21 protein-coding genes and 1 pseudogene are annotated in these 24,108 nt (G+C 46.2%); all 22 read left to right on the top strand.

All coding sequences use genetic code 11. The features are described from left to right. Nucleotides 1-22 precede the first annotated feature (22 nt). The gene (pheA, locus tag I9W95_RS15840; protein ID WP_225676622.1) at nt 23-1,114 is read left to right on the top strand and encodes a prephenate dehydratase; all 1,092 of its coding nucleotides are present in this window, start codon (nt 23-25) and stop codon (nt 1,112-1,114) included. A 42-nt stretch (nt 1,115-1,156) separates the two neighbouring features. Further along, complete coding sequence (hisC, locus tag I9W95_RS15835) at nt 1,157-2,269, top strand: histidinol-phosphate transaminase (RefSeq protein ID WP_225676620.1); 1,113 nt, start codon at nt 1,157-1,159, stop codon at nt 2,267-2,269. Further along, the gene (locus I9W95_RS15830) at nt 2,266-4,503 is read left to right on the top strand and encodes a bifunctional prephenate dehydrogenase/3-phosphoshikimate 1-carboxyvinyltransferase (RefSeq protein ID WP_404818770.1); all 2,238 of its coding nucleotides are present in this window, start codon (nt 2,266-2,268) and stop codon (nt 4,501-4,503) included. Before hisC ends, I9W95_RS15830 begins: the two co-directional genes overlap by 4 nt. A gap of 2 nt (nt 4,504-4,505) precedes the next feature. Continuing rightward, nucleotides 4,506-5,186, top strand: coding sequence for a (d)CMP kinase (cmk, locus tag I9W95_RS15825; protein WP_225676642.1), 681 nt, complete (start codon nt 4,506-4,508; stop codon nt 5,184-5,186). Between the two features lie 137 nt (nt 5,187-5,323). Continuing rightward, nucleotides 5,324-7,006: a 30S ribosomal protein S1 gene (rpsA, locus tag I9W95_RS15820; RefSeq protein ID WP_225676618.1), complete on the top strand. Its 1,683-nt coding sequence runs from the start codon at nt 5,324-5,326 to the stop codon at nt 7,004-7,006. Nucleotides 7,007-7,319: 313 nt separating this feature from the next. Then, entirely contained in the window at nt 7,320-7,622 is a 303-nt protein-coding gene (ihfB, locus tag I9W95_RS15815; protein WP_225676616.1) for an integration host factor subunit beta, read from the top strand. Nucleotides 7,623-7,638: 16 nt separating this feature from the next. Next, the gene (locus I9W95_RS15810) at nt 7,639-7,920 is read left to right on the top strand and encodes a LapA family protein (RefSeq protein WP_225676614.1); all 282 of its coding nucleotides are present in this window, start codon (nt 7,639-7,641) and stop codon (nt 7,918-7,920) included. A gap of 8 nt (nt 7,921-7,928) precedes the next feature. Then, nucleotides 7,929-9,107, top strand: a complete 1,179-nt coding sequence (locus I9W95_RS15805) for a tetratricopeptide repeat protein (protein WP_225676612.1) — start codon at nt 7,929-7,931, stop codon at nt 9,105-9,107. A 13-nt stretch (nt 9,108-9,120) separates the two neighbouring features. Further along, nucleotides 9,121-9,837, top strand: coding sequence for an orotidine-5'-phosphate decarboxylase (gene pyrF, locus I9W95_RS15800; RefSeq protein ID WP_225676610.1), 717 nt, complete (start codon nt 9,121-9,123; stop codon nt 9,835-9,837). A 12-nt stretch (nt 9,838-9,849) separates the two neighbouring features. After that, a complete protein-coding gene (locus tag I9W95_RS15795; protein WP_225676609.1) occupies nt 9,850-10,338 on the top strand; it encodes a transcription termination/antitermination NusG family protein in 489 nt (162 codons plus the stop codon). A gap of 210 nt (nt 10,339-10,548) precedes the next feature. Beyond that, nucleotides 10,549-11,436 (top strand): UTP--glucose-1-phosphate uridylyltransferase GalU, encoded by an 888-nt coding sequence (galU, locus tag I9W95_RS15790; protein WP_225676607.1) that lies wholly within the window; start codon nt 10,549-10,551, stop codon nt 11,434-11,436. 84 nt (nt 11,437-11,520) lie between these two features. Next, nucleotides 11,521-12,687, top strand: coding sequence for a nucleotide sugar dehydrogenase (locus tag I9W95_RS15785; RefSeq protein WP_225676606.1), 1,167 nt, complete (start codon nt 11,521-11,523; stop codon nt 12,685-12,687). 153 nt (nt 12,688-12,840) lie between these two features. Continuing rightward, complete coding sequence (gene wecB, locus I9W95_RS15780) at nt 12,841-13,959, top strand: non-hydrolyzing UDP-N-acetylglucosamine 2-epimerase (protein WP_225676604.1); 1,119 nt, start codon at nt 12,841-12,843, stop codon at nt 13,957-13,959. Nucleotides 13,960-13,998: 39 nt separating this feature from the next. After that, complete coding sequence (gene wecC, locus I9W95_RS15775; RefSeq protein ID WP_225676601.1) at nt 13,999-15,264, top strand: UDP-N-acetyl-D-mannosamine dehydrogenase; 1,266 nt, start codon at nt 13,999-14,001, stop codon at nt 15,262-15,264. Nucleotides 15,265-15,274: 10 nt separating this feature from the next. Further along, the gene (locus I9W95_RS15770; RefSeq protein ID WP_225676599.1) at nt 15,275-16,606 is read left to right on the top strand and encodes a lipopolysaccharide biosynthesis protein; all 1,332 of its coding nucleotides are present in this window, start codon (nt 15,275-15,277) and stop codon (nt 16,604-16,606) included. Further along, nucleotides 16,599-17,144, top strand: coding sequence for an acyltransferase (locus I9W95_RS15765; protein ID WP_225676597.1), 546 nt, complete (start codon nt 16,599-16,601; stop codon nt 17,142-17,144). Before I9W95_RS15770 ends, I9W95_RS15765 begins: the two co-directional genes overlap by 8 nt. An 8-nt stretch (nt 17,145-17,152) precedes the next feature. Then, nucleotides 17,153-18,205 (top strand): glycosyltransferase family protein, encoded by a 1,053-nt coding sequence (locus I9W95_RS15760; protein WP_225676594.1) that lies wholly within the window; start codon nt 17,153-17,155, stop codon nt 18,203-18,205. 2 nt (nt 18,206-18,207) lie between these two features. Further along, the gene (locus I9W95_RS15755; RefSeq protein ID WP_225676592.1) at nt 18,208-19,497 is read left to right on the top strand and encodes a hypothetical protein; all 1,290 of its coding nucleotides are present in this window, start codon (nt 18,208-18,210) and stop codon (nt 19,495-19,497) included. A 71-nt stretch (nt 19,498-19,568) separates the two neighbouring features. Further along, nucleotides 19,569-20,631 (top strand): annotated as a pseudogene (locus I9W95_RS15750) (IS3 family transposase). Between the two features lie 61 nt (nt 20,632-20,692). After that, nucleotides 20,693-21,901: a glycosyltransferase gene (locus I9W95_RS15745; protein ID WP_225676590.1), complete on the top strand. Its 1,209-nt coding sequence runs from the start codon at nt 20,693-20,695 to the stop codon at nt 21,899-21,901. A gap of 15 nt (nt 21,902-21,916) precedes the next feature. Beyond that, nucleotides 21,917-22,951, top strand: coding sequence for a polysaccharide biosynthesis protein (locus tag I9W95_RS15740; RefSeq protein ID WP_225676588.1), 1,035 nt, complete (start codon nt 21,917-21,919; stop codon nt 22,949-22,951). A gap of 3 nt (nt 22,952-22,954) precedes the next feature. Beyond that, complete coding sequence (gene wbjC, locus I9W95_RS15735) at nt 22,955-24,073, top strand: UDP-2-acetamido-2,6-beta-L-arabino-hexul-4-ose reductase (RefSeq protein ID WP_225676586.1); 1,119 nt, start codon at nt 22,955-22,957, stop codon at nt 24,071-24,073. The last annotated feature ends 35 nt before the right edge of the window (nt 24,074-24,108 follow it).

Raw genomic sequence — 24,108 nt, 5'->3', positions numbered from 1 at the left:
TTCTGAAGAAAGCAGGCAGCAGATGAGTGAAACACAGGAGCTTGATCAGCTCAGACAGCAGATTGATAGTCTGGATCAGCAGATCCAGCAGTTGATCAATCAGCGTGCCCGTTGTGCGCAGCAGGTTGCGGAAGTTAAGCAAAAGTATGCGCAACCGGGTGAGAGTGTTGTGTTTTATCGGCCCGAGCGTGAAGCTCAGGTTTTGCGCAAAGTAATGGAGCGTAATGAGGGGCCTCTGCCTGATGAGGGTATGGCTCGCTTGTTTCGCGAGGTGATGTCACAGTGCCTGGCGCTGGAAGAACCGCTGCAGGTGGCTTATCTGGGGCCGGAAGGCACCTTCACCCAGCAAGCTGCAGTAAAACACTTTGGGCATGCTGTGCAGTGTCGCGGTCAGGTTTCTATCGCAGATGTATTCCGTGAAGTTGAAAGCGGTGCGGCGCATTACGGTGTGGTGCCGGTTGAGAATTCAACGGAAGGTGTTGTTACTCATACCCACGACAGCTTTCTTGAGTCAGGTTTAAAAATCTGTGGCGAAGTGACGCTGCGTATTCACCACCATTTGCTCAATAAAAATACTGATGCTGAAATTACCCGTATTTACTCGCATGCTCAGTCGCTGGGGCAGTGTCGCCTTTGGCTGGATCAGAATTATCCGAATGTTGAACGGGTGGCGGTAAGTTCTAATGCTGAAGCTGCTCGTCGGGCGAGTCAGGAAGACGGTACTGCAGCAATTGCCGGTGAAGCGGCTGCCGAGCTGTACAATCTGAATGTGGTGCGGGCTAATATCGAAGACCGTCCGGATAATACGACGCGTTTTCTGATTATTGGCAGCCAGGAGACCCAGGCCAGTGGTGAGGATAAATCATCGATTCTGGTTTCCAGTCGTAATCAGCCGGGTGCTCTCTATCAGGTGTTGGAGCCATTCCATAAAGCCGGTATCAGTCTGACGCGAATTGAAACCCGTCCGGCGAGAACCGGAGCCTGGAGTTACGTGTTTTTCATCGATTTTGAAGGACATGTGAATGACGAAAAAATTGCTCCGGTGCTGAATGAGCTACGCCAGGTAGCACTGGACTTTAAATGGCTGGGTTCCTACCCGAAAGCTGTTCTCTGATTCCTTCAGCGCGCTTTGCGCGCTTTTTTCTGAGGCATGGTTATGTCTGTGAATTTTAAAGATTTAGCGGTTGCTGGCGTACAGACTCTGCATCCTTATCAGCCAGGTAAACCGATTGATGAACTGGCACGTGAGCTGGGGCTGAATGAAGCTGACATTGTTAAGCTCGCCAGTAACGAAAACCCTCTGGGACCGGGTCCTAAGGCGTTGGCTGCTGTCGAGCAGGCAATTGCAGACATAACCCTGTACCCGGATGGTTTTGGCTTTGATCTGAAAAAAGCATTGTGCGAGAAGCTCGGCGTTGAAATGAATCAGATCACTCTGGGCAACGGTTCCAGCGATATTCTGGATTTTATCACCCGCGTTTTTGTCAACGATGGTGATAACGTCGTGGTATCTCAGCATGCCTTTGCGATTTATGGCATTGTGGCGGCTATGGTGGGGGCTGAGTGTATTCAGGTGCCGGCAGTTGATTATGGGCATGATCTGGATGCGATGGCTGCAGCCATAAATGAGCGTACCCGCGTCGTATTTGTTACTAACCCGAATAACCCGACCGGCACCTGGGTTGGTCGTGATGCGCTTGTTTCATTCCTGAATAAAGTGCCTGACAACGTGCTGGTGCTGCTGGATGAAGCTTACTTCGAGTATGTTCACGAAGCTGACTACCCGGATGGTATTTCTCTGCTGGCAAATTACCCGAATCTGGTTGTGACGCGTACCTTTTCAAAGGCCTATGGTCTGGCGGCGTTGCGCGTGGGTTACAGCGTTTCCAGCCCGGAACTGGCTGATCTGCTCAACCGTGTTCGTCCGCCTTTCAATGTTAACTCGGCTGCGCTTGCCGCAGCCGCAGCCGCATTGAGTGATGATGAATATGTTGCCAGCAGCATTGCCGTTAACGATGCCGGTATGAAGCAATTGGAGCAGGCGTTTAACGCCATGTCGCTGTATTTTATTCCATCGGTGGGTAACTTTATCGCATTCCGTGTTCCGCAGGGTTTTGACGCTGCTGCTGTGTATCAGGGGCTGCTTCAGAAAGGCGTGATTGTGCGCCCGGTGGCTAACTACGATATGCCGGGTTTTCTGCGTGTCTCTATCGGTACAGAGACCGAAAATAAGGCCTTTATTGATGCGCTTACAGCGGTGTTGTCTTGAGTCTGGCAAGTAACTATGTTGTGCCACGTATTGCCGTTGTCGGCCTGGGGCTGATCGGCTGTTCGTGGGTGAAAGGTTTGCGCGACCGTGCGGCAGTAGCGACGGTTGTCGGCTATGACCGTAATCTGGATTCGATGCAGGAGGCCCTGCGTGTTGGTCTGATTGATGATTTCAGTACGGATATCCAACAGGTTGTACGCGATGCGGATCTGGTCATTTTGTCCGTGCCGATTCTGTCGATGCGTCAGGTGCTGTCTGACCTGAAACCGGCTCTGAACGATAAAACTGTACTGACTGATGTCGGTTCGGTGAAAGGGTCTGTTGCTGCTGATGTCGGTGAGGTGCTTGGTTTCGGTTTTTCGCGCTTTGTGCTGGGCCATCCTATAGCTGGCTCTGAAAAGAGTGGCGTCGCCGCCGCCGATGGCAACCTGTATGTGCGTCATAAAGTTATTCTGACGCCGGAAGAGCATACCTCTCCTGACGCTGTGGCTCTGGTACGCGCTGCCTGGGAAGTCGTGGGCGCCGATATCGAAGAAATGACGGTGGAGCATCACGATGAAGTGCTGGCTGCCACCAGTCATTTACCGCATTTGCTGGCCTACTCGCTGGTTGATACGCTGGCCAACAGCCACGAAAACAAAGAAATATTTAACTATGCTGCTGGCGGCTTTCGCGACTTTACCCGCATTGCCGCCAGTAGTCCGGTGATGTGGCGGGATATTTTCTCAGCCAATAAAGGGCAGATTCTCAAAACTCTGGATCTGTTCAGTCACGATCTCGCATTTCTGCGCCATGCCATTGAGCAGGACGACACGACCACCGTGATGGGTGTGTTAACCCGTGCTAAAGTGGCTCGCGACCATTTTTCTAAAATTCTTGCCCGCAGGGCGTATGTTGATCCTATGAAAACAGCCACTGTTAACTACATTGCGTCACCGTCAGGTGCTCTGTCTGGTTCCTTCCGTGTTCCGGGCGATAAATCCATTTCTCATCGTTCTATCATGCTGGGCTCTCTCGCCAATGGCACGACTGAGGTTACAGGTTTCCTTGAGGGTGAAGACAGTCTGGCAACTCTGCAGGCGTTCCGTGATATGGGTGTAGTGATTGAAGGCCCGCATCGTGGTCGTGTAACCATTCATGGTGTTGGTCTGAATGGTCTGCAAACGCCACCGAATACTCTGTATCTGGGTAACTCCGGTACCTCTATGCGTTTGCTGGCTGGCCTGATGGCGGGTCAGACCTTTGATGTGGAAATGAGTGGCGATGAATCCCTGTCCAAGCGTCCGATGGGACGTGTGGCTGATCCACTGCGTTTGATGGGTGCTCAGGTTGAGACGGCAGAAGGTGGTCGTCCACCAATGAAAGTATTTGGTGCCAATAAGCTGTCTGGCATTCACTACGATCTGCCAATGGCCAGTGCTCAGGTTAAGAGCTGTGTGTTGCTGGCTGGCCTGTATGCCGAAGGTGAAACCTCGGTGACTGAGCCAGCTCCGACTCGTGACCATACCGAGCGTATGCTAAAAGGCTTTGGCTACGATGTGCAGGTAGAGGGCAGTACGGTACGTATTAAGTCCGGCGGTGAACTGACGGCGACCAATATTGATGTGCCTTCGGATATTTCCTCTGCTGCCTTCTTTATGGTGGGGGCAAGCATCGCCAAAGGTTCTGACATTACACTGGAACACGTGGGCATTAACCCGACCCGTATTGGTGTGATCAATATTCTGAAAGCGATGGGTGGCAATATCGAGGTGCTGAATGAGCGCGAAGTTGGTGGTGAACCAGTGGCTGATATCCGTATCCGCAGTGCTCAGCTGAAGGGTATTCATATTCCTGAAGATCAGGTGCCGCTGGCCATTGATGAGTTTCCGGCGCTGTTTATCGCTGCTGCCTGTGCCGAGGGCGAAACGGTTCTGACCGGTGCTGAAGAGCTGCGGGTAAAAGAAAGTGACCGCATTCAGGCCATGGTTGATGGTCTGGTAGCATTGGGTGTGGATGCCAAAGGCACCGAAGATGGCGCCATCATCCAGGGTATGGGTGCGGAAGGCCGTTTTGCCGGTGGCGATATTGTGACCCACCACGACCACCGTATTGCCATGAGCTTTGCGATGGCATCGCTGCGTGGTTCTGCTCCGATCCGTATTCTGGATTGTGCAAACGTCGCAACCTCATTCCCGGGCTTTGTTGAGTTGTCCAATTCGGCGGGTCTGAGCATTGAGCAGAAGGAAGGTTAATGATGTCTGCACTGGTGCCTGTCATTACCGTTGATGGTCCTTCCGGGGCTGGCAAGGGAACAGTATGTGCCCGCATTGCCGCTGAGCTGGGCTGGCATTTGCTGGATAGTGGTGCGCTGTATCGTATCACCGGTCTCGCAGCTGACCGCCGTGGTATCAAACTGGACGATGAATCTTCAGTTGCCCAGGTGGCGGCTGGGCTGGATGTGCGCTTTCAGCCAACGCCTGACGGTGTTCTGACCATTCTGGAAGGTGACGACGTTACCACCACTATCCGAACAGAAGAGGTGGGTAGCCTGGCCTCGCAGGTGGCGGCTTTGCCTGCAGTACGTGAAGCGTTGTTGCAGCGTCAGCGGGATTTTCGTAGTTCACCCGGTGTCGTGGCTGACGGTCGCGATATGGGGACCGTGGTTTTCATTGATGCGCCGGTGAAGGTGTTCCTGACTGCCAGTGCCGAGGAACGCGGCCGCCGTCGCCATAAACAGTTGACTGAAAAAGGCATAAGTGCTAGTTTGCCCGCCCTTATCGAAGACATCCAGGCTCGCGATGAGCGCGACAGCAACCGTGCTGTAGCCCCATTGAAGCCCGCACAAGATGCACTTCTGATCGATAGCACGTCGATGACCATTGACGAAGTCTGCGACCAGATTATGACTCTTGTCCGAACTGCAGGACTGATCTGAGATGGAACTGGCACGCTCGCCGGCTTGAGAAGTTTTAAGAAAGCGTGCTTGGTTTTTTGTCTGACTAACCCCGAATGTCTGGCCATTTGGATAGCGCTACCCGGATAGGGAGCGTATTAACGAACAGGTGTATACCCATGAGCGAAAGCTTTGCAGCATTATTTGAAGAATCTCTGAAAGAACTGGACATGCAGACTGGTTCTATTGTTACCGGTACCGTTGTTGATATCGACAGCGACTGGGTAACTGTGAACGCTGGTCTGAAATCAGAAGCTGTTATTCCACGCAGCCAGTTCCTGAACGAAAAAGGTGAACTGGAAGTTGCTATCGGCGACGAGACTCAGGTGTCTCTGGAAGCGGTTGAAGACGGTTTCGGTGAAACCAAACTGTCCCGCGAAAAAGCCAAGCGCGCAGAAAGCTGGAAAGAGCTGGAGAAAGCCTTCGAAGCTGACGAAATGGTTATGGGTATCATCAATGGTAAAGTCAAAGGCGGCTTCACTGTTGATCTGAAAAACATCCGTGCGTTCCTGCCAGGCTCTCTGGTAGATGTACGTCCAGTTCGCGACACTCTGCACCTGGAAGGTAAAGAACTGGAATTCAAAGTTATCAAACTGGACGCCAAGCGTAACAACGTTGTTGTTTCACGTCGTGCAGTTCTGGAAGCCGCTAACTCTCAGGAACGTGAAGAGCTGCTGGCTAACCTGCAGGAAGGTCAATCTGTTAAAGGTATCGTTAAGAACCTGACCGACTACGGTGCATTCGTAGATCTGGGCGGTGTTGACGGCCTGCTGCACATCACTGACATGGCTTGGAAGCGCATCAAGCACCCAAGCGAAATCGTAGCTGTTGGCGATGAAATCGACGTTAAAGTTCTGAAATTCGACCGTGAGCGCAACCGCGTATCTCTGGGTCTGAAGCAGCTGGGCGACGATCCATGGGTAAGCATCAACGACCGTTACCCAGAAAACGCTATCGTTAAAGCGCGCGTTACCAACCTGACTGACTACGGTTGTTTCGCTGAGCTGGAAGAGGGCGTTGAAGGTCTGGTTCACGTTTCTGAAATGGATTGGACTAACAAGAACATCCACCCATCTAAAGTTGTTCAGGTTGGCGACGAGATCGATGTGATGGTTCTGGATATCGACGAAGAACGTCGTCGTATCTCTCTGGGTATCAAGCAGTGCACCATGAACCCATGGGAAGAGTTCGGTACTAAGTTCAACAAAGGCGACAAGATCTCCGGCAAAATCAAGTCTATCACTGACTTCGGTATCTTCATCGGCCTGGACGGCGGCATCGACGGTCTGGTTCACCTGTCTGACATCAGCTGGAACGATACTGGTGAAGACGCGGTTCGTAACTACAAGAAAGGCGACGAACTGGAAACCGTTATCCTGTCTATCGACCCAGAGCGTGAGCGTATCTCCCTGGGCGTTAAGCAACTGGAAAGCGATCCATTCTCTGAGTTCGTAGCTGAGAACGACAAAGGCGCTATCGTAACTGGTAAAGTTGTATCTGTTGATGCAAAAGCTGCCGTTATCGAACTGGCTGCTGGCGTAGAAGCTGTTCTGAAAGCGTCTGACATCAGCCGTGACCGTGTAGAAGATGCACGTAACGTTCTGAACGAAGGCGAAGAGATCGAAGCAGTTATCGTAACTGTTGATCGTAAGAACCGCGCTATCGCACTGTCTGTTAAAGCGAAAGACGACGCTGCTGACAAGGCTGCTCTGAAAGAACAGCGTGCTAAAGCAGAAGCTGAAATGACTGGTCCTACCACTATTGGTGACCTGATCAAAGAACAGCTGGGTCAGAAAGACTGATTTCTGATTTGTTCTGAAAAAACCCGCTTCGGCGGGTTTTTTTATGTCTGGCGATATTAAGGCTGCTCTGACCTCTGACCTCTGACCTCTGACCTCTGACCTCTGACCTCTGACCTCTGACCTCTGACCTCTGACCTCTGACCTCTGACCTCCGACCTCCGACCTCCGACCTCCGACCTCCGATATGACACAAATGTTGCCTGTTGTTGTTAAATGTTGCGCAAAAAACAAACATCGCTTGCAAAAGGGTTGAGCTAACTGCATGATTTAGCTAGGTTTATTGCCAGGCTTCGTTCTCAAGGAGGGAAAGGCTATGACAAAATCCGAGTTAATCGAGAAAATCGTCACCCGACAGCCACAGTTATCATCGAAAGATGTCGAGCTGGCGGTGAAGACATTGCTTGATCACATGTCTCAGACGCTGTCCTCTGGGGACCGTATTGAGATTCGTGGCTTTGGTAGTTTTTCACTACATTACCGGGCGCCGCGTGTGGGGCGTAATCCTAAGACCGGTGAAACAGTAGATCTTAAAGGTAAATTTGTACCGCATTTCAAGCCTGGTAAAGAGTTGCGTGACCAGGTGAATGACGCACTTGACGATGATGATGAGCTGTAAGCGGAGTTAGTTTTCTATGAAAAAGATCAGGCTTCTGCTGATTGTTATTCTGTTTATATTGGTGCTGGGTTATGCACTGGTCTTTGCTTCTGCTAACTCTCAGGCTGTTGCTATTGATTTTATAATTGGTTCTCCGGTATCTCTGCCGGTTGCCCTCTGGCTTGGACTGGCTCTTATGGTTGGTGTTGTGGCGGGAATGCTGACGGGTATGCTCTCCTCTGCGCGACATCGGGTTTCGCTAAGGCAGCTGAGGAAGGAGCTTGGCGATACGCGCCAGCGTCTCAATAAGTTACCCTGATCAACACTATGATGGATTCTGCACTGGTCTATGTGCTTTTACTGGCGGGGGTCGCAATTGGCTGGACTCTGGGGTTTCGCTTTGCACGCCAGGCTAAGAAATCCACTCCTGATGACTGGATTCCCAGTGTTGAATATCTTCTGGCCGAATCCAGTGATGCTTCACTTGAGCGATTGCTCTCTGCGTCACAAATGGATGATGACTCGATAGACCTCCTGCTCAAATTGGGGCGAACTTTGCGCGAAAAAGGGGAGGCTGATCGGGCTATTCATCTCCATCAATCTCTTTTTGCTAGAACCGGCTTGCCGAGGTCTGCCCAGGTACAGCTGGAGCTTGAGTTAGCTATCGATTATTACTTTGCTGGCTTGTTAGACAGGGCTGAGAGGCTTTTTCTCGAATTGCTGGATGCCCGGGGGCGTACGCAGGAAAGTGCTGCTCGCTATCTGATTGAACTCTATGAGGATGAAGGAGAGTGGCGGCAGATCCTTGAGCTTTATCGTAAGAAAAAACTTCCCGGATCGGCAGGGATGGATAAGAGGGTATCGCACGCGGCCTGTGAGATAGCGGAGATAGCTGCCAGGCAGGGCGATTACCTTGAAACGCAGCAGCTGTGCCGCCAGGCGTTGAAGATTGATTCGGCTTGTTCGCGAGCGTATGTGGTTCAGGGGAATCTGGCTTTTGATCAAAAAGAATACCGCGAAGCTATTCGTTGTTATTTGAAGGCTGTCGATATTGATGATCAGGCGGTTGTCAGTCTGCTGGAGCGACTGGTGGTCTGCTTTCGTGAAGTCGGAGACCTTAGTGGTCTGATGGTGCATCTCACGCGGCACTGGCAGCAGTCACATTACGTCCCTGCTCTTGTCGCTTCAACCGGCTGTAAAGCAGAGCAGGAAGGCGGGGAGGCTGCTGCTTCTGAATTGCTTCAATCTCTTGTTTCATCCCCTTCGAATCAGGGTTTCTTCGCGCTGGTTGAACTGGTTGTGAAGCACAAACTACAGCTCGATAAGTCGCAGTTGCTGGTGCTGTATGGTATTCTGCGCGACATTGTAAATAGCGAACCTAAATTTGTCTGTAAGTCCTGTGGCTTTAAGGCGAAGGAGTTTCAATGGCGCTGCCCAAGCTGTAAGGACTGGTCATCGGTGACGTCCTTTACGCCGGTCATGGCGAAATCGAAACTCGATCTGTAATGGAAGAATTCTTATGACCTCGGAAACAAATAAGGCCTCTCCTGTCATCTCCCCTATCGTCGTTGCCCTTGACTACCCAACCAGACAACAGGCTATTGATATGGCTGCCGCGCTGGATCCGGATCTTTGTCGGGTGAAGGTGGGTAAAGAGTTATTCACTTCAGCAGGACCTGCTGTCGTAGACGATCTTCAGTCGCGCGGATTTGATGTATTTCTTGATCTCAAATTTCACGATATTCCAAACACCTGCGCTAAAGCAGTAGGTGCTGCTGCGGATCTGGGCGTGTGGATGGTTAACGTTCATGCATCCGGTGGGAGACGTATGATGGAAGCGGCGCGAAATGAGATAGAGAAAAAATCTCATAAGCCACTGTTGATTGGTGTAACCGTGCTGACCTCGATGGAGCGCGAAGACCTTGCAGGTATTGGTCTTGATGTTGAGCCGCTAGAGCAGGTCAGACGACTGGCGGCACTAACACAAAACAGCGGCCTTGATGGCGTAGTCTGTTCAGCCCAGGAAGTCGCCGTTATTCGTGATGTTTGTGGTAACGATTTTCTTACCGTGACACCAGGTATTCGCCCGGTAGGCTCTGAGGTTGGCGATCAGCGTCGCATAATGACGCCAGCAGAAGCAATGAGCGCTGGTGTCAGTTATATGGTTATCGGCCGCCCGATTACACAGGTTGCAGACCCGGCTGTTGCTTGTGCAGAGATCCTGAAAACTCTTTAAAAGATCAAGAACATGGATGATCTTTACTGGTATTTAGTTCAGACAAAGCCGCGGCAAGAATTAAAAGCGGCGGCCAATCTCGAAGCTCAGGGAGGAGAGGTTTTCCTACCCTTTGCTCCCCGGGAAACCATTCGCCAGGGGCGGCTTAAGCTAAAGGAAGAGCTGTTATTTCCGGGATACCTTTTTCTCGGTCTTCCAGCGGCCAGCTCGTTATTGTCCAAAGTACGTTCAACCTATGGTGTTAACCAACTTGTTCGTTTTGGTGCCGAGCCGGTGATTGTGCGCCCGCAGCTGATTGCTGATTTGCGCTCTCGCCAGCAGGCTGAGCAACCTCCGCTGCATGATAAAGGCCAGGCGGTACGACTGTTGAGTGGGCCTTTTAAAGATTATGAAGCCATCTTCGATACGTATGAATCGGATCGCAGGGCTATGTTGTTGCTGACGATATTAGGTCAGCAAGTGGAGCTTATCGTTGCGCTGGACGAGATACAGGCAGCGTAAATAAGCGAGATACAATACGAGATAACAAGCGACCTGAGGGATTGTTCGCGTCTAACCCTGGGGCGGTAGCGTGTCTGTTGAAAGTAGCTTCCCTGATATCATTTGGTGTGCTGTCAAAGCTGACGAATATGCTGGGGACATTGATATGTCATACAGTGCAGGTAGGGTTGATAACGTCTCTCACTAAATTTATAACTAAGAGTTTCTGATATGCAAAAAGTTACTAAAGCGGTTATTCCAGTTGCAGGTCTGGGGACCCGAATGTTACCGGCCAGTAAAGCCATCCCTAAAGAAATGCTGACTCTGGCAGATAAACCGTTGATTCAGTACGTCGTGAACGAGTGTGCCGCTGCAGGTATTACAGAGATCGTTCTCGTTACCCATTCTTCCAAGAACGCTATTGAAAACCACTTTGATACCTCATTTGAACTGGAAACCACTCTGGAAGCACGTGTTAAGCGTCAGCTGCTGGATGAGGTTCGCTCCATCACTCCGCCTGGCGTTACTATTATGCATGTTCGTCAGGGGCTGGCTAAGGGGCTCGGTCACGCTGTTTTGTGTGCTAAGCCGCTGATTGGCGAAGCGCCATTCGCGGTTGTCCTGCCAGATGTGCTGATTGATGACTCATCAGCCGATCTTGAAAAAGAAAATATGGCGGCAATGATCAGTTCATTTGAGGATAGTGGTGCGTCCCAGATCCTGGTTGAAGCGGTTGCCAAAGATCAGACCGATAAATACGGTATTGTTGACCTTGATGGTGCTGAGATAGCGCCAGGAGAAAGTGTGAAGCTCACGGGAATGGTAGAAAAACCACCGGTGAATAAAGCGCCATCCAATCTGGCTGTTGTCGGACGTTATGTTTTACCGGCCAAAATCTGGTCGATCCTTGAGCATACGGCTCCGGGTGCTGGAGATGAGATTCAGTTGACGGATGCGATTGCAACCCTGATGGAATCTGATCAGGTTAATGCTTTCTATATGACCGGAAAGTCTCATGATTGTGGTGGTAAGCTGGGGTACATGAAAGCCTTTGTCGAGTACAGCATGCGTCACGATAAAGAAGGTGAAGCGTTCACCGCCTGGATCAAATCCCTTTGATTTCAAAAATCTATAGAATCAGCGGGAGGTGCATCAGTACCTTCCGCTTTGTTGTTTAAGGCAAGTCTGCATTTGGATGGAATAATGAAAATTGCTATTGCTGGTACCGGTTACGTAGGTCTTTCTAATGCAATGCTTCTGGCTCAACATAACGAAGTTGTAGCAGTTGATATCATCGAAGATAAAGTTGAAATGCTCAATCGGAAGGAATCCCCGATTGTCGATGCAGAAATTGAAGACTTCCTGAAGAATAAAGAACTGAACTTCAGAGCTACACTGAATACGGATGAAGCATATACGGATGCAAGCTTCGTCGTTATTGCAACGCCAACGGACTACGATCCGCAAACCAACTACTTCAACACCAAAAGCGTTGAATCGGTTATTAAAGATGTTATGGCGATTAACCCTGCTGCGGTAATGGTGATTAAATCGACCATTCCTGTAGGTTATACCAAGCGACTGAAAGAAGAGTTTGGCTGTGACAACCTGATTTTCTCGCCGGAATTCCTGCGTGAAGGTAAAGCTCTGTACGATAACCTGTACCCATCACGGATTATTGTGGGTGAGCAAAGCAAGCGCGCAGAAACCTTTGCAGGCTTGCTGAAGCAAGGAGCGGTTAAGCAGGATATTCCGGTTCTATTTACTGATAGCACTGAGGCTGAAGCAGTGAAGCTGTTTTCGAATACGTATCTTGCATTGCGTGTTGCTTACTTCAACGAGCTCGACACCTATGCCGAAACCCATGGCCTGGATGCCAAACAGATTATTCAGGGTGTAGGCCTCGACCCGCGTATTGGCAATCACTACAACAACCCATCCTTTGGATACGGTGGTTATTGCCTGCCGAAAGATACCAAACAGCTGCTGGCCAACTTTGATGATGTACCCAATAACATTATCCGCGCCATTGTAGACTCCAATACCACCCGTAAAGACTTTGTTGCCGACTCCATTTTGCGTCGTAACCCTAAGGTGGTTGGCATTTATCGTTTGGTAATGAAAACCGGCTCAGACAACTTCCGCGCTTCGGCCATACAGGGTGTGATGAAACGCATCAAAGCCAAAGGTATTGAAGTGGTGGTGTACGAACCTGTACTGGAAGAAGAGCGCTTCTTTAACTCCCGGGTAATTAAAGATTTAACGGAATTTAAACAGATTGCAGACGTTATTGTGGCAAACCGCCCATCAGCAGAGCTGGAAGACGTAGCTAACAAGGTATACACCCGCGACCTGTTCGGCAGTGACTAACCAACACCGCGCAGCGCCCGACCCGGAACGCCTAACGGATCTATTGTAGGAGCGACATTTTTGTCGCGATGAATTGTGAGCGTGTCATCCCCGTAAATGTCCGCTAGTCGAGTAGCGGATAAATGAATTTGTAAAAATCAAAGGATCAATTAAGTGAAAGTACTCACCGTTTTCGGCACGCGGCCGGAAGCCATAAAAATGGCACCACTCGTTCATGCATTGGCTGCCGATAACCGTTTTACCGCAAAAGTCTGCGTTACCGCACAGCATCGTGAAATGCTCGATCAGGTGCTGGAATTATTTGAAATTAAGCCAGAATATGACCTGAACATTATGAAACCGGGTCAAAGCCTGAATGATGTAACTACCGCTATTCTGACTGGTATGAAACCAGTGTTGGAAGAATTTAAGCCTGATGTTGTACTGGTTCATGGCGATACAGCGACTACCTTTGCTACTGCGTTAGCTGCCTACTATCAACAAATTCCGGTAGGGCATGTTGAGGCGGGGCTCAGAACAGGCAATATCTATTCTCCTTGGCCTGAAGAAGCCAATCGAAAGCTGACTGGTGCTATTACCACTTATCACTTTGCACCTACAGAAACCTCGAAGCAGAACTTACTGAACGAATCTATTTCCCCTGCCAATATTACCGTAACGGGAAATACGGTTATTGATGCATTGTTCTGGGTGCGTAATAAGATTGAACAGGATCAGGAATTAACAGAACAGTTGTCTGGTCAATATCCTTTCCTCGATGCAAACAAGAAACTCATTTTGGTTACTGGCCACCGTCGTGAAAGTTTTGGTGGCGGTTTTGAGCGTATATGCGAAGCGCTACGCCAGATTGCAATTGAACATCCTGATACCCAGATTTTGTACCCGGTGCATCTCAATCCTAACGTACAGGAACCGGTGAATCGATTGCTTAATGGAGTCACTAATATTTTCCTGATTCCACCACAAGATTACCTGCCGTTTGTGTACTTAATGACCAGGGCAAATATCATATTGACCGACTCGGGTGGAATACAAGAAGAAGCACCTTCATTGGGTAAACCCGTATTGGTCATGCGCGATACTACCGAACGACCAGAAGCTGTAGCTGCCGGAACAGTTGTTTTGGTTGGGACTGATGTAGAAAAAATTACCAATCAAGTAAAAACCTTGCTTACCGACTGTGCCGCCTATGAGCGTATGAGTAAAGCCCATAACCCCTATGGTGATGGGCAAGCTTGTGGTCGTATTCTTAACGCATTGATTAACGCCTGATTGTCTAAAAAATCTCCACTTAATAGTAAAGAATTAACTATGAACACCAAAACTGTATCCGTTATTGGTCTGGGCTACATTGGCTTGCCTACAGCTGCTGTTTTTGCTTCACGCAAAGTAAAAGTGATAGGTGTTGATGTAAACCAAAAAGCGGTAGACACCATTAATCGTGGCGAAATACACATCGTAGAACCTGATCTGGACATCGTTGTGCGCGCAGCAGTGACTGAACGTTACCTGCGCGCAACCACAGTTCCGGAAGCCGCTGATGCCTTCTTGATCGCTGTTCCAACACCATTTAAGGGTGACAATCACGAACCGGATCTTAGCTACATTCAATCGGCCAGCAAGGCAATTGCGCCTGTACTCAAAAAAGGCGACTTGGTGATTTTAGAATCGACTTCACCGGTGGGTGCTACCGAACAAATGTCTGCTTGGTTAGCAGAAGCCCGTACGGATTTAACGTTCCCTCAAACACACGGCGAACAGTCTGACATCCGCATTGCCCATTGCCCCGAGCGTGTACTGCCAGGCCATGTTCTCCGTGAGTTGGTGCAAAACGACCGCGTTATTGGCGGTATGACTCCTAAATGCTCCGAGCAAGCAGCTGCCTTATACAAAATATTCGTAGAAGGTGAATGCGTAATTACCAATGCCCGTACTGCCGAAATGGCCAAACTCACTGAAAACAGCTTTCGTGATGTAAACATCGCTTTTGCTAATGAGCTTTCTATTATTTGCGACAAGCTGGATATTAATGTATGGGAACTGATTGCACTGGCTAATCGACATCCACGAGTCAATATTCTGCAACCAGGGCCAGGTGTTGGTGGTCACTGCATTGCTGTAGACCCATGGTTTATCGTCAGCAAAACTCCGGGTGAAGCCCGTTTAATTCGTACCGCGCGAGAAGTGAACGATAGTAAGCCTGAGTGGGTAATTAACAAGGTCAAGCTTGCTGTGGCTGAATATCTTCAAGAAAATCCTGATAAAACAGCCAAAGATGTAACGATTGCTTGTTATGGTCTTTCTTTTAAACCCGATATCGATGACTTGCGTGAAAGTCCAGCCTTGCAAATTGCAATTGATATTTGTGACTGGCATGAAGGTATTGTTAATCTTGTTGAGCCTAATGTGGAAAGTTTGCCAAGTGAGTTTGAAAAGAGAGCAAATCTCGTTAGCTTAATCAATTCCATTGATAATTCAGATATTAACGTAATTCTCGTAGATCATAAGGAGTTTTTAACTAGTGTAGAACTTTTTAAAAAAAATACATATTTGATTGATGCAAAAGGCATAGTTTGAAGGTGGTGTTGTGAAGGTTTCAATTTTTCACAAGTCTATTGCTATGCTGCTTTCCGGTACAGCTATGTCACAGTTAATAGGCATTGCAACATTACCGCTTCTGACTAGATTGTACAGCGCTGATGAAATGGGGGTATTGGCCATATATACTTCTGTTGTGACGACGCTGTTAACTGTTGTTTGTTTGAGGTTGGAGTCAGCTATACCTGTTCAGAAAAGTGAAGAAGATGCAAAAGAAGTCCTATTTTTATGCATACAGCTCGCCGCCATAGTTTCTATGGTGGTTTTTCTGTTAACGATATGTGCATTCTCGTTTGATGTCTTGCCAGAAAATATGCTCGAGTATATTTATTTTATACCTGTTGGAGTTTTTTTTGGTGGGGTTTATGTTGCACTAAATGCGTTTGCGTTATTTAAGGGTGGATTTCAGTATATTGCTAAATCAAGGATTATCCAAGCGGTAAGTTGTGCTGCGGTCCAAGTCTCGGGCGCTTTTTTGTATCAATCTTCGGTATGGTTAATAGTAGGATTTATTCTTAATCTAAGTGCCGGGATTAACTACTTAAAAAAAAGATTGAACCTTAAAAGTGTTTTTTTCTTCTTGGATGTTAGAAAAAGTAAGCAACTTATTCAACGCAATAGTAGTTTTCCAAGATATTCAATAATTGAATCTCTTTTTAATACGGCAGGGGTTCAATTTCCTATATTGGTTATCGCATATGGTATGAGTGTTTCTGAAGCTGGGCTTATATTCTTGGCTATGAAGTTAATTCAAGCTCCCATGGCTATGCTGGGTACCTCGATAGCTCAAGTTTATTATTCTCAGGCTAGTAAAAAATTTGCTGATGGTGAAATATCGCAATTTACAGCCGATGTTTTGAAGATTGCACTCAGATTAGGAGTAGGACCAATAATAGGACTTTCTATATTGGCGCCATTAATAATTAAGTACTTTCTTGGTTATGAATGGGAGCAAGTAGGTCATTACATGTTGATTATGATGCCATGGTATGTGATGCAGTTTATATCGTCCCCTATGTCGCCAATTATGTATATCATGGAAAAGCAAAAGCTATTTATGTATATAACTATCTTTGGTCTATTTTGGAAGTTATCACTTGCATTTATTGGTGTTTTTGTTATGCATGATGCCGTTCAAATGTTGGTGATTGGGAATGTCATCTTTTATTTTTTATGCTTTTACACTTTTTTAAAGATTTCAGGTCTTTCTTTTTTTGCTGTTGCTGATGTAATAGCCAATTCTTTTTTTATTATATCGATTTGGGTTGTCGTTGCTTTATTGCTTAACTTTTTTCTCGAAGAGGTAGTTCGGAATGTTTAGGAAAATATTACGGCCTTTTTTAAGGTTTCTTCTGAGTTGTTTTTTTGAAGAAAAATATCTTAGGGGGCGATATTTTACAGAAAACTATATTGGTTATGGATGGGCATTGAAGTCAATATGGTTAAGGAATGTCCTAAGGATATATCGTCCAGTAGGTATTCCAATTTCGTCGAGTTGTATAGTTTCAAATCATAAAAATATGATTTTTCATCCGGATGATCTTCATATATTTCAAGTTCCTGGTGTTTATTATCAAAATTTTGATGCGAAGATAGTAATTGGTAAAGGAAGTTATATTGCACCTAATGTGGGTATAATAACGGCGAACCATAATTTAGTTGATCTTGATTTGCACAGTCCCGGTAAAGATGTTGTTTTAGGTGAGAATTGTTGGGTCGGTATGAACTCCATGATTCTACCTGGGGTTGTGTTAGGTCCGAGGACTGTAGTCGCAGCAGGTGCTGTTGTCACTAAGAGTTTTATTGAAGGTGATGTTGTGCTAGCTGGTGTTCCCGCTGTTGTAGTGAGTGAAAATTAGGAATGCTTGTGAGAAAAATCTATCTTGTTTGCCCTGCTAGTTTGAGCCAGATGCCTTATGTTCAAATATATATAAATACATTAAAAGAACTTGATATTGACTATGATATAATATCTTGGGATAGAAGAAGTGAACTCCAGGGGTTAAAGAGCAATACTTTTACTGATAATAATTCCTCGCTAAGAAAAGGTTTCTTAAGTTATTACCTTTTCTCTAGATTTTTTAAAAAAAAAATTGGCAAACATAAAAATTGCATTGTTGTTGCATTTGGAATACCTGTTTTTTTCTTTATGGGAAGGTCTTTTCTAAAGAATCATTCGGTGATACTCGACATTAGGGATCATCATAAGCTGCGATACATTTATCCTTTTTTATATCGGGATTTAAATCTATCTGTACTTAATGTTATCTCATCGAAAGGTTTCTGTTCATGGTTGCCAAAGAGTGCACGGTACACAGTAAATCATAATTTTATTTTGCCAGATGGCAGAATTCCATCTCCTAAGCCTATGGATTCCAATATTCACGTTATTTCATGCATTGGTGCGCTAAAAGATTTTGAAATTTTAAGCGAGCTATTGGTTTTCGCAAAAAACTTAGATGAAGCAAGAATTAAATTTAGCTTTCATGGTGAGGGCTTGATTAATGAGCAACTCAAGCATTTGGCAAGTGATCTTTCTACAGTTAATATTGAGTTGACGGGAGCGTATAGTAAAAATGATGAATACTATTTTTACGAGAAATCCGACTGGATTAATATGTTTATGTCGCCAAATAGTTTGAATAATAAAACATGTCTTTCAAATAGGCTGTATAATGCTGCGTATTTTGGGAAGCCATTATTATGCTATAGCGGTAGCTATATTTCTGAAGTTATTGAAAAATTTAATCTCGGTATCGTTTTTACCAGTGTGGATGATTTTTTTGATTCGTTTTTTGCTAAAGCTGCTGCTTTTGATTATGAGAATTATAATATTGGTAGGCAAAAATTTTTTGAATGGGTGTATTCAGAAAATCTAATTTTTGAGAAAAGGTTGAAAGCTATTTTGGGTGGTTCATAGCCATGGTGGAAAATTTTAATGATCGTACTGTTGCCGCTAAATTTATGACATTGGTTGTTGTTTTGGCTCCGATGTTTTTGCAGTATACAATTTTTTTTCCTTTCCTTCTTTTTCCTGAGTTTTTTTTAGTACTATTTTCAGCTTATTTTCTTTTGGTTAATAGAAGGGTTGATTTTTTCTACTCTGCTGTTGTTTTTTCTTTTTATGTTTATCTGTTGAGCATTACAATTATTTATTACTACTCTTATGGGTATCTGGATCTTTTTCTGAGTATTGGCACTTCTGCTAGATTCTTGCTGTATTTGTTCGTTGTTGTTGTTTTGTATCGTAATTTCAATCGTGATTTAGGTGCTCGTTTATTGGTTTATTTGGCTATTTTTAATAGTTTGTATGGCTTGGCTCAATATATTTCCTATAACTTTTTTGGTATTACATTGCCATGGTATTTTTCGTTCCTCAATATACAGTACGGCTCTCGTCTGATTAATGAGCAAGAAGATATATTCAGTGAATTTGGTTTTAGATTCTCAGGGCTTTTTTCTGAACCGGCTCATTTTTCTCAATACGTAGGTTTTGCTTTGTTGGTGGTTAATTTTTATAAGCCAAGTTTGGTTTTCTCAAGACGTTTTGCTATTTTCTCGACATTGTTGTTCGTCTTTGTGCTACTGCTTAGCTCATCAGGCACAGCTTTTATACTAGTTCTTTTTTTTATGTTGGTGTTTTTTTACAGAAATATTTTTGTAAGATTTTCATATTTAAAATTTGTAAAAATTCTCTTATTATCAATCTTTGTGTTTCTTTTGTTTTTCACTACTTCAATTGATGGGTTTTTCTCAGGGCTTGATCGAATTTTGAGGTTTGGAGAATCGTCCACGGTTTATGTTAGAGTTGTCCGGCCGATCGATGTTTTTTTGAATATTGATATTATGCGTAAAATATTCGGTGTTGGGTACGGAAATTTTTCAGTCTATTTAGATAGTATTGGAGGGTTTAATGATTATGAGCAGTCGCTTGGATTTGCTTGGACAAATTCACTTGGAGTTATGTTGGTAGGGGCTGGTCTTGTTGGTACGGCTTTTATTGTGTTTTTTTATTTGCGTGTGTTTTTAAAGTCTGATGCCTTTGGGCGAATAGTAGTTCTTTTTATACTTATTCATTTCTTTTTTTCGGATCTGCCTCATAATATGTTCTTTGTGTCATTTATTCTTTTTGCCCTTTCTCATGAATCTAGGTCTAAAGAAACTCTTGAGTGTTCTGCCCAATTTTCAAGGACAAATCTAAAGATGGCATAATCTGCCTGTGAGGAGTGTTCATGACCAAAGTAAGAAAATTCAATCCAGAGTTCAGAAGATAGGCTGCCAAGCTGGCCCTGCAGGCGGGTATCAGTTGTAGTCAGATTGCTCTCGAAATCGGTGTAGCCCCAAACCCCCTAAGCCGGTGGAGGCGTGAAGCAGAAGCTATCAGCGACAAAGCCATTCAACGCAGTGGAAATTCGCGGGTGAGAGGCTGCGCGTCTTAAACGCAAACTCGCATGACTCACCATGAAAAGAGATTTTTTGCGGGAAGCTGCAACGTACTTCGCCAAGGGCTAGACCTAAAATGCGAGTATTAGTCCCTACGCCTTATGTTGATGCCTGAAGGTATCTGTCAGTGATTATTGCGACTGGGAATTACGTATGCCAAGCAGGCTCCTGGCTGAGAATGGACGTATCACTGTTTGGATAAAGGACATTCATGCTGACAGTGGCGGCCGACAGCTGCTACCCGTATGCACGAAGATCTGCAGGCAGAAGATGAAAGGCTGAGCTTGAACCGTGTTCAAGGTTTATGGTTAAACATGGACTACAGGCTTGCCGCGCAAGAAAGGTCGTGGCTCAAAGCGTTAATCCGTGCCCCGCAGTGGTGTACGGAATCACCTGAAACGGAACCTCGGGGCACAGGAGCCAGACAGCAAACGGGTTACTGACATTACGGAAGTCAAAACTCAGCAAGGCAAATTGTATCTGTGCGTGCTGCTGGATCTGTACAGCAAATTGGTTGTAGGATGAGCGATTCATCACCGGTAGGACCGGAAAGTGGATATGAGAACCGTTGAGATGGCCGTCTGACAAAAGCAGAACGGCGGTGTATCAATCCGGCATTCAGATCGTGGTTCACAGTTTTTCAGTGGCGACTATCAGCGATTACCGAAGCAGCATGACCTGATAAGCAGTATGAGTGCTGTTGGCTATTGTTCTGACAATGCGGCTTGTGAAGGATTTTTGGGCGTTATTAAACGAGAACGGAGCAACCCCAAAGATCACCGCACTCAAGATGAAGCAAGATCGGGTATTTTTGGCTACGACGAACGTTTCCATAACCCGAGCATGAGAAGTAGACTGGCACCACAGTTCCAGAGATTTAGTGCTTTATTAAATCGTCCATGAAAATGGGGTATAACGCTTAGCGCTGCCCTTGATATTACATTCTTTAATACGAGTATTTTTAATGAGAGTTTTGTATCTGACTCCAGCTTGGTTTGGATTTGATAAATTTATTTACGAAGGCGCTCAGAATGTTACGGGCCTGCCTTCTTTTACGTACCCTTTGAAAGCTTTGGTCGAATCAGGTGTTTTCGTTGATATGGTTATTATTTATACTGATCAGCCGCGAGATTATAATATTCAGTCTGATTGGGTTAAAAAAATTACCTTCATGCATCAGTTTAAATATAATTTATCGTTACCTAAAAAGATTTTTTCTATTTTCCGATTTAGAAGACTAGTGGCTAGGCTGCTTGAGGAAAATGATTACGACTTTGTTTATGTTCACGGTTCTTCACCTTCTGTTGCTAATGATATTGTAAGAAGTTTTGGGGTTCCTTTGGGGCAACGACTTTACGGTACCTTTCTTTGGGATAAGGTGAAAAGAAACGGTGTGCTTAAAACAAAATTAAAGCATTTGGTCGAATATTTAAGTTTTGTTACAAAGAAAGAGTTTTTATTGGTAACGGATGATGGCTCGGGTGCAGACAAGTTAAAGAATACTATATTTCCAAAGGGAGATGAGCCTTATGATTTTTATTATTGGAAAAATGGTGTTTCTAGAATTTTCATCGAAAAGGAATACGAAAATTTTTTTATAAATAATTTTTTGCCAAAAGAGCAATTTATTTTCTATTGTGCAAGGTTTGATGCTTGGAAACGGCAGGATCGCGTTTTAAATATATTAAGTTTTCTTAAAAAAGTAGATGTCACTATTAAAGCTGTATTCGCAGGGCCTTTTGATACCCTGGGTATTGACTATTATAATGAAGTGGTCGATTTGGCAAAAGACATGGGTGTTTTGGATCAGTGTATTTTTCTTGGCTCTGTAAGTAAGGAAGATATATATCTTTATAACAAGTATGCTCTGGCGTCCTTGAGCCTCTATGATGTATGTAACGTTACCTCGGTATTTCACGAGATGATGACTTCTGGTGCCCTGATTATAACTAAGGATGAGGATGATGTTAGGCACTATATATCTAATGGTGAAAATGGTTTTTTAGTAAATGATGATGAGGAGTGTGCATGCTTAATCGAATCGATATATAAAAGACCGAGTTTATTTTCCCATGTTCGCGAAGGTGCAAGAAACACTTCGCAGAGGTTGACGATGGAGTGGTCAGAGCGTTCGCAGCATGAAGTTGAATTGATAAAAAAGTATATCAATTAAATATCAGGATTGATTATGTTTGTAAAGCAAAAATTGATGATAACCGGGGGCACCGGTTCATTTGGCAATGCCGTTCTTAAAGGCTTTCTGGATACCGATATTGCCGAAATTCGTATCTTCAGTCGCGATGAAAAGAAACAGGATGATATGCGTAGAAAGTACGCGAACCCGAAACTGAAGTTCTACATCGGCGATGTGCGAGATTATCAGGCAGTGCTGAATGCGACCCGTGGTGTGGATTACATTTTTCATGCAGCGGCATTAAAGCAGGTGCCATCCTGTGAGTTTCATCCAATGGAAGCGGTGAAAACTAACGTACTGGGTACTGAAAACGTATTGGAAGCCGCCATTCAGAATGAAGTGAAGCGCGTTGTGTGTTTAAGCACCGATAAAGCGGTTTACCCCATTAACGCCATGGGTATTTCAAAGGCGATGATGGAAAAAGTAATGGTCGCTAAATCGCGTAACGTAGATTCCACCAAAACTGTTATTTGTGGTACACGCTACGGTAACGTGATGGCGTCCCGTGGTTCGGTGATTCCGCTGTTTGTGGACCAGATGCGTGCTAATAAGCCCTTGACCATTACCGACCCGAATATGACCCGCTTTATGATGACGTTGGCCGATGCTGTAGACCTGGTGTTGTACGCCTTCGAGCACGGTAATAACGGCGATATGTTTGTGCAAAAAGCTCCGGCAGCGACGGTAGAAGTGCTGGCACAGGCTTTGTCAGATCTGCTCGGCAAGCCCGGTTACCCCATTAATGTAATCGGCACCCGTCACGGCGAAAAGCTGTATGAAGCCCTGTTAAGCCGGGAAGAAATGGTATGCGCTGAAGACCTGGGGGGGTACTACCGCGTCCCGCCAGACCTGCGCGATCTGAACTATGGCAAGTTTGTGGAGCAGGGCGAAGAGAAAATTTCTCACACTGAAGATTACAATTCGCATAATACCCAGCGTTTGGATGTGGCAGGTATGCAGCAACTGTTGTTAAAGCTGGAGTTCATTCGTGAGCTGCGTGATGGCCGTTACGTAAACCCCGAGGAGTAAGCCATGCGCGTATTGGTAACCGGCGCCAACGGCTTTATTGGTAAAAACCTGTTGGTGCACCTGGCGGAACGTAAAGACATTGAGGTTGTGTGTTTTACCCGCGAACATTCAGCGGCAGAATTGCCGGCCATGTTGGATGGTGTGCAGTTTGTATTTCACCTGGCCGGTATTAACCGCCCGCAAGATCCGACAGAGTTTACCACCGGGAATGCGGGCTTAAGCCAGCAGTTGGCCGATGCCATGTTGGCAACGGGTTGCAAAGCCCCGGTGGTGTATACCTCTTCCATTCAGGCCGAGTTGGATAACCCTTATGGTGTGTCTAAGCGTGCGGCGGAAGATGCCTTACTGGCCCTGCGCGAGAAGGGCGTGCCAGTTTCGGTTTTCCGCTTGCCAAATGTGTTTGGCAAGTGGGCCAAACCGAACTACAACTCTGCCGTGGCAACCTTTTGCCATAACATTGTGAATGACTTACCGATTCAGATTAACGACCCGGCGGCGGTGGTTAATTTGGTGTACGTCGATGATGTGATTGAGCATTTTTTGGCGCTGCTGGATGCTAAACGCACGGGCGAAGCCTTTGAAACAGTACAGCCGGTGTACCAAATTACTGTGGACGAACTGGCGCAGCAGTTATATCGCTTCCGCGATAGCCGCCAAAGTTTAATTACCGAGCGCGTGGGCACTGGGTTGGTTCGGGCCTTGTATTCCACCTACCTCAGCTATGTGCCGAAAGAGCGCTTTACCTACGAAGTGCCCAAATACGGTGATCCGCGTGGTGTATTTGTAGAAATGCTGAAAACACCTGATGCCGGTCAGTTTTCTTACTTCACAGCGCACCCCGGTATTACCCGTGGCGGGCATTACCACCACACCAAAACCGAGAAGTTTTTGGTGATTAAAGGCAAGGCCAGCTTTAAGTTCCGCCATATGCACACCGGTGAGTTTTACGAGCTGGAAACCACTGGTGAAAAGCCGGAAATTGTGGAAACCATGCCGGGCTGGACACACGACATTACCAATATTGGTGATGATGAAATGATTGTTATGCTGTGGGCGAATGAAATTTTTGATCGGGAAAAGCCGGACACCTACGCTTGCCCGTTAACGCCTGTGGATAAGTGAAACGCCTGTGGCTGAGTAAAACGCCTGTGGCTAAT

Origin of the sequence: Thalassolituus marinus (genome assembly GCF_020320395.1) — a bacterium.
Taxonomy (GTDB): Bacteria; Pseudomonadota; Gammaproteobacteria; order Pseudomonadales; family Oceanobacteraceae; genus Venatoribacter; species Venatoribacter marinus.
This window is presented reverse-complemented; position numbering and strand designations above follow the sequence as displayed.